The organism is Arsenophonus nasoniae DSM 15247, assembly GCF_000429565.1.
Classification (GTDB): domain Bacteria; phylum Pseudomonadota; class Gammaproteobacteria; order Enterobacterales; family Enterobacteriaceae; genus Arsenophonus; species Arsenophonus nasoniae.
On record NZ_AUCC01000128.1, the window covers coordinates 1 to 5,491 of the forward strand.

9 protein-coding genes are annotated in these 5,491 nt (G+C 38.0%); 4 read left to right on the forward strand and 5 right to left on the reverse strand.

Features of this window, described 5'->3' with window-relative positions:
• Nucleotides 1-132 precede the first annotated feature (132 nt).
• The 4 genes from G468_RS0115895 (at nt 133) to G468_RS0115910 (ending at nt 3,092) form a co-directional block, all read left to right on the forward strand.
• Entirely contained in the window at nt 133-708 is a 576-nt protein-coding gene (locus tag G468_RS0115895; RefSeq protein WP_276324686.1) for a topoisomerase C-terminal repeat-containing protein, read from the forward strand.
• Nucleotides 709-906: 198 nt separating this feature from the next.
• Nucleotides 907-1,341: a regulatory protein RecX gene (locus G468_RS0115900; protein ID WP_026823894.1), complete on the forward strand. Its 435-nt coding sequence runs from the start codon at nt 907-909 to the stop codon at nt 1,339-1,341.
• A gap of 213 nt (nt 1,342-1,554) precedes the next feature.
• Complete coding sequence (gene parM, locus G468_RS0115905; protein WP_026823895.1) at nt 1,555-2,547, forward strand: plasmid segregation protein ParM domain-containing protein; 993 nt, start codon at nt 1,555-1,557, stop codon at nt 2,545-2,547.
• Nucleotides 2,544-3,092 carry a plasmid partitioning/stability family protein gene (locus G468_RS0115910; protein WP_026823896.1) on the forward strand — a complete coding sequence of 183 codons (549 nt, stop codon included), beginning with the start codon at nt 2,544-2,546 and terminating at the stop codon, nt 3,090-3,092. Before parM ends, G468_RS0115910 begins: the two co-directional genes overlap by 4 nt.
• Here the strand turns inward: G468_RS0115910 and G468_RS0115915 are convergent.
• The 5 genes from G468_RS0115915 to G468_RS0115935 form a co-directional block, all read right to left on the reverse strand.
• On the reverse strand, nt 3,089-3,463 hold the full coding sequence (locus G468_RS0115915; RefSeq protein ID WP_026823897.1) for a DUF2726 domain-containing protein: 375 nt from the start codon (nt 3,461-3,463) through the stop codon (nt 3,089-3,091). The two genes, G468_RS0115910 and G468_RS0115915, sit on opposite strands and share 4 nt — an antisense overlap.
• Entirely contained in the window at nt 3,460-3,855 is a 396-nt protein-coding gene (locus G468_RS0115920) for a hypothetical protein (RefSeq protein WP_026823898.1), read from the reverse strand. The genes G468_RS0115915 and G468_RS0115920 overlap by 4 nt, the downstream gene beginning before the upstream one ends.
• Before the next feature lie 132 nt (nt 3,856-3,987).
• Nucleotides 3,988-4,239: a helix-turn-helix domain-containing protein gene (locus tag G468_RS0115925; protein WP_026823899.1), complete on the reverse strand. Its 252-nt coding sequence runs from the start codon at nt 4,237-4,239 to the stop codon at nt 3,988-3,990.
• Nucleotides 4,229-4,585 (reverse strand): hypothetical protein, encoded by a 357-nt coding sequence (locus G468_RS0115930; RefSeq protein ID WP_135679033.1) that lies wholly within the window; start codon nt 4,583-4,585, stop codon nt 4,229-4,231. Before G468_RS0115930 ends, G468_RS0115925 begins: the two co-directional genes overlap by 11 nt.
• A 269-nt stretch (nt 4,586-4,854) precedes the next feature.
• Entirely contained in the window at nt 4,855-5,388 is a 534-nt protein-coding gene (locus G468_RS0115935; protein WP_155847015.1) for a hypothetical protein, read from the reverse strand.
• Nucleotides 5,389-5,491: the final 103 nt, after the last annotated feature.

Here is a 5,491-nt window from a genome sequence, read left to right on the forward strand (position 1 = left end):
AAAAAAGGGGGAAATCACCTTTCGCACCCGTTATTCTGCTTAATAATTAATGTTAAATTTTTGTTAACTTATTTTTGAAATTCTTAGACGTTAAAAGAAAAGGATAAAGACAAAAAGGATGAGCACGGCGGCATCGGTACACCCGCCACACGTTCTGACATGCTGGAAAAACTGAAAAACCGCCAGTTTATCCGTGAAGAAAAAGGCAAGCTGCTCCCCACTGAAACCGGCGTGGCATTTTTCCGCGCTCTACCAGAGTCAGCAACATTACCCGATATGACTGCCCTCTGGTCAGCACAACAAAGCGATATCGAGCAAGGCAGTAAAACGGTTGATGAATTTGTGAATGCGCTTATCGATGATTTGCGCCAGCACGTCAATACAGTCAGCGTGGGTGAAATTAAAGGCGAAGCAAAACCAAACAGTGGACAGGGTGAAAGATTAGCCACCCCCTGCCCCAATTGTGGTAAGGATATTGTGGTGCGTCCCAAACTGTTTACCTGTACCGGATGTGACTTTAAAATCTGGTCTACTGTGGCAGAAAAAAAGCTCACTAACAAACAGGTTGAAATTCTCATTCAAAAGGGAAAAACAGGCATGATTAAAGGCTTTAAAAGCAAAGCAGGGAAAAATTTCGATGCCATGTTGATTTTACAAGATAAAACCACTGGAAAAGTGGGATTTGAGTTTAACCACAACGGGAAATAATGCAACCCAAAAGTAAAATCGAAGGGTTACGCCAATTAAGACGATACTCGGATGCAAACCCAAACCCATTGCTGAAGCCCTTAGCGCCGAACGTAGCTTGACGAGTTTTTGATTAACAAATAAAATTAACAAACAAAAACCCTTCATTAAACAGAAGGGTTTTTATTTAATTGAGTAATATAATGACGGATTTGAATGATGAGTGAAAACGAATTATATGATTACGCTATAACCCTTTTAGCCAAAAAAGACTATTCTTCTGGTAGCTTACGTCGCCTACTCAGCAAATTGACAGAAAAAGAAGAATACGTTGACTGTGTTGTTCGGCGGTTAAGCGATAATCACTATCTCAACGATACACAGTTAATTAATAACCTTATAGATAAACACATTAAAAAACGCCATGGCCCAACACGAATAAAGCAGGAAATCAGGCAAAAAGGTTTTCCGCAAGAATTAATTGAACAAAAAATAGAGGAGTCCGGCATAGACTGGTATTCGATGGCCAAAGAAGCAAGGATAAAAAAATTTTCTGATACTCCCCCCGCAGAGCAAAAAGAGAAAGCTAAGCAGATCCGCTATCTTCAGTACAAAGGATTTTCTATGGATATGATCTTCGAGGCATTTAGCTAACTCAGGTGTACATCAATCATAAAATAATAAAATTCACACCCAAAAAAAACACTTCTAGTATATTTTTTCGACATAAAATCAAAAAACAACACCAAAAAAAGAAAAAACAAAAAATAACACCATAAAAGGTGTAAAAAAATATTGAAAAACACACGAAAATGGTGTACGTTTTTAAAATATTGACATATTTTCACACCACAAAAGGGGTAATTTATGCTAAAAGTGTTTTGCGACGACGGCTCCACGGCTATCAAGTTATGCTGGCAAGATGAACCTAATCAGGAGCTAAAAACACTGGTAAGTCAAAACACCTTCAACGAAGGGTGGAAACCGGGCGGATTCGCGTCTGATCCCATCTATAACTATGAAGTAGATGGACTAAAATACAGCTTTTCCAAAGCATCAGCGGATGTGCTACCCACCACTAATATTGATTTTCAATACCGTACAGAAAACCTACTTTCGGTACATCATGCGCTCCAACTGTCCGGCATCACACCACAGGAGATCGAACTTTGGGTAACGTTGCCAATCAGTGAGTACTACAGCGACGACGCACAGGAAAATACAGTCAATATCCAACGAAAAATCAGGAATCTCCAGCGCCCGATTACTCTGAACAAAGGACACGTTTTTACCTTTGGGAAAATCCGCGTATACCCTGAATCTGTTCCCGCCGTAGTATCAGCACTACAGATGGATAATGTTCATGCATTAGAGCAATCCTTAGTCGTCGATTTGGGCGGAACAACGCTTGACTGTGGCGTAATAGAAGGACAATTTGACAGCATCGCAAAGATATCCGGTGAAGCAGGAACAGGCGTAAGTCTGGTTATCAAGCACGTACAGGACGCTTTGTTAAAAGCTGATACTCCAAGTAATTATCATGTAGCTGATACTATCATCAGGGCAATAATGGCAGGAAATGATAATGATATCATGCCACTAATCAATAATATTAAACACGTAGCAACCGTGAAAACTGCGTTTGAAGTCTCAAAGACTAGATTAATAGAAAAAGTTATCCAACATGTCGAGCAACATTATCGTGGATTTCATCGCATATACCTAACTGGCGGCGGTGCCGAGTACCTTTATCCCGCATTTAAAGCACACTGGAGTACGCTCAAAAACAAAGTAAAAAAGTTAGATACACCGCAGCTTGCTCTTGTCAAGGCGCTTGCTGAAATGGGCAAACAGCAATGAGTAAGACAAAGAAATATTATTTCTATCTTAATACAGATAAAGATGAACAAGCTACGGCCATTGCACATCTTGATCAACTTGGACAAGGAAAAAGAAGCGAAACGATAAAAAACGTGATTCTTTCTGGATTTAGTTTGAAAAAAATTGATGATCGTTTACCCTTACTCGTTGCTTCTCTCCTTGCAAAACCGACATCGTTATCAACACTGGCAAATATTATTGGAGCTCTTTCTCCAGACTATAATATTTCTCAGGTAAATAAAGGTAAAGAAAACGAAGTTGTCGCGTGGCAAAAACGAGTACGCGACCCACTACTACCTAATAATGGATGGAGTTCATGGATATCTATCACAGAATCAGAATACTCATCATTAATAGTTAAAAATGATACTGAAATTCAGGTTAGAGCTTTAATTGGCGCGATTAATGGCGATCTTATCAATGACATTTCAAATCCAAAAACGCTTTTATCGGAAAAAAAATTAGCAACTCCATCTAAGCCTAATTCAGTCATCAGTAAAGCTAACAAATTATTCAACACTTAATCTTCTTTGTTTTCAAAAAGAGTAAGTGTATACAACTCGGCAATACTGCCAACTTCTATCAAAGGAATTTGGCAGATTTCAAGGATCTTCCTTAATTCACCTGTTGTCTGTTTTTTAGAATCATTGTGAAATGTAATTACCTTTTCTACTTTTCTATTCTTTACATCAAACAATAAAAACGGGGCTGTTAGATTGTTCAATTCAAGGAAGTCTTGGTAAAATAGTTCCGTTCCATATTCAGCGATAGGTGTTAAAAATTCCGACAGTTTTACTTTAACAAAAACAACAACACCTTCTGGCATTAAGCGGTTAAGGTTACAATAGATTTCAGATTCATCTTCACTTAACAGGCTACGTTCTTTAATATTCATAACACTCCCTGATCGTCAAGCATTCGTGCACTTTTTAGTATCGGGTAACCTTTTTCACTTATCACAATATCCAGTAAAAAGCATTCCCCTAAAAGGCCCGATGATTTAAAATCAATACTGCCTTGTTGTGAAGCATAGTGCCCACCTGTCTTGGCATTGAAGAACAAATTCATTTTAAAATAGTCACCTAAATCAAGGCAACGAAAGTAACAACAAAGTTTTGACCGTTCCCACACTTTAAAGTTAAGTTGCGCCGATACCTGTTGTTTTGACGCTACCGGATAGTGATATTTTACTGGCTCTAAACCGGCATTAACGACATCAAAATAGCCTACGCCGGATAACGCATCAGCCTCTATCCAAAAATTCTGTAATCGTTGTTTTTCTGTCAAAATTTTACTCCTTTGATTTCCTCCAAAAACCCCGTGTAGCGGCTGGCGAGAGCTACAAATGTGCACATTTGTAGTGACTACGCCTATCTGGGTCTTGTGTTTTTATGGTAGTTCTGTGCTTTTTTTGAAGTGCTATTTCTCTATTTCTTGTCGCTTCTTTAGGATGAATTCAGGGTGTTCTCCAGCGAGTAAAAGCAAATAAAGGTATTCACCTTTTGTAATCCCCCGACTATTAACTGTGTTCGATTCTTCTTTCTTCTGCCAGCCTCGTAAACTTATACCAAATATATTCGCGCATTCTTTTAATGTTAAACCGGCAGCAATACGTAATCGTTTTACATTCTCTGGCGTAGGATTTATTTCAATAACATTATTATTTTTCATTTTTATTCGCCGTAAAAATTTTAATAAAGTCCACAATCATCTCAGACAAAGGCATCTGCTTAATGTTTAATCTTAAATCTTCCATATTGTCAAAAAAAAACGCTTTATCCATTAAAATTATTCTTTTAGGTTTAATCCCTTTAGCTTTTTCTGAACGTGTTGGATCTGTTCTATCCATAATTAAAAACCGCAATTTAAATTTTTCGCCATCTGAATACACAGTTAACATTTTTCTTAATTTACCACCTGCTTTTCTATGATAGATTTGATTCATTTTATTTTTACCTAGTGACATTTCATTACTAAAAATTCCATATCGCTTTAACTCTCTTTTGTCTCCGACCATTTAACGATTGCGTAGCGGATAGTTCGTAATTGCATGACTCGCACAGCTCGTCACGCCTGAAAAACGCTGTGCAGGGGGCGCAAGCGCAGTTCCGGGGGCTATAATCGTTTAGCAGTTCGCTACGCTCACGTAGCGGCGCGTATAACCCTTTGTATTCTTCTATCACCATTTTTCGCGCCTTTCATGCCCTGACGGGCATCTTAACATTAGAAGATGGTTAGCGTATTTTGATGATAGCCAGCCATCAATGAGACTGGCGTAAATCGGATTTATAATGTCGATACAAAACCAACAATTTTTATTAGCTGCTCGGTGTTTAGTTTATAGAGCTTTAGATTATATCCGTCATAACCTTCTTTTACCTTGCCATGAATACCACTTGAGGCGACAATGACCGTAATAGCATTATAATAAGATTCTAACTTAACTTGCTGTGCTAGCATTCCTTTTAAAATTCTTTTTTGTTCTTTTTTCTCCTGTTCTTTCTGGTGATACTCGTTAGCTTTATTGATTTCATCAACAGCGGTGATTAATACTTTTCGTTTAATATCTTCCGCAATTGCGCTGGCATTTCTCGTGAGTGAAACAGAGCATTTTGCTAATTTACCGTAGCGATAGTGATAATAATCAACACTGCCATAAATCATGATCCGGTCTTTTTCCCTTCTGCAAACGATAGAATAGTTCTTTAGTGTTGGATTCATCAATTTTATAAGGTGTTCTTCATCCTGATGTAGTTTATTGATTCGCCATCCACTACCCATAAAGACACAAACACGCTCAAAAAGGGGTGTAATGGTCAACAAATTCTGTAGAAGATCTAAGCGGCATTTTTTAGTTCATGATATTTTTGATGTGGCGTTAAATAACCAATCGTTGAATGGCGTCGATAATAATTGTAAAACT

Bases quoted from the DNA above. Each gene is read 5' to 3' on its own strand.
- G468_RS0115900 (WP_026823894.1), top strand. From the start codon at position 907: ATGAGTGAAAACGAATTATATGATTACGCTATAACCCTTTTAGCCAAA.
- parM (WP_026823895.1), top strand. From the start codon at position 1,555: ATGCTAAAAGTGTTTTGCGACGACGGCTCCACGGCTATCAAGTTATGC.
- G468_RS0115910 (WP_026823896.1), top strand. From the start codon at position 2,544: ATGAGTAAGACAAAGAAATATTATTTCTATCTTAATACAGATAAAGAT.
- G468_RS0115915 (WP_026823897.1), bottom strand. From the start codon at position 3,463: ATGAATATTAAAGAACGTAGCCTGTTAAGTGAAGATGAATCTGAAATC.
- G468_RS0115925 (WP_026823899.1), bottom strand. From the start codon at position 4,239: ATGAAAAATAATAATGTTATTGAAATAAATCCTACGCCAGAGAATGTA.
- G468_RS0115930 (WP_135679033.1), bottom strand. From the start codon at position 4,585: ATGGTCGGAGACAAAAGAGAGTTAAAGCGATATGGAATTTTTAGTAAT.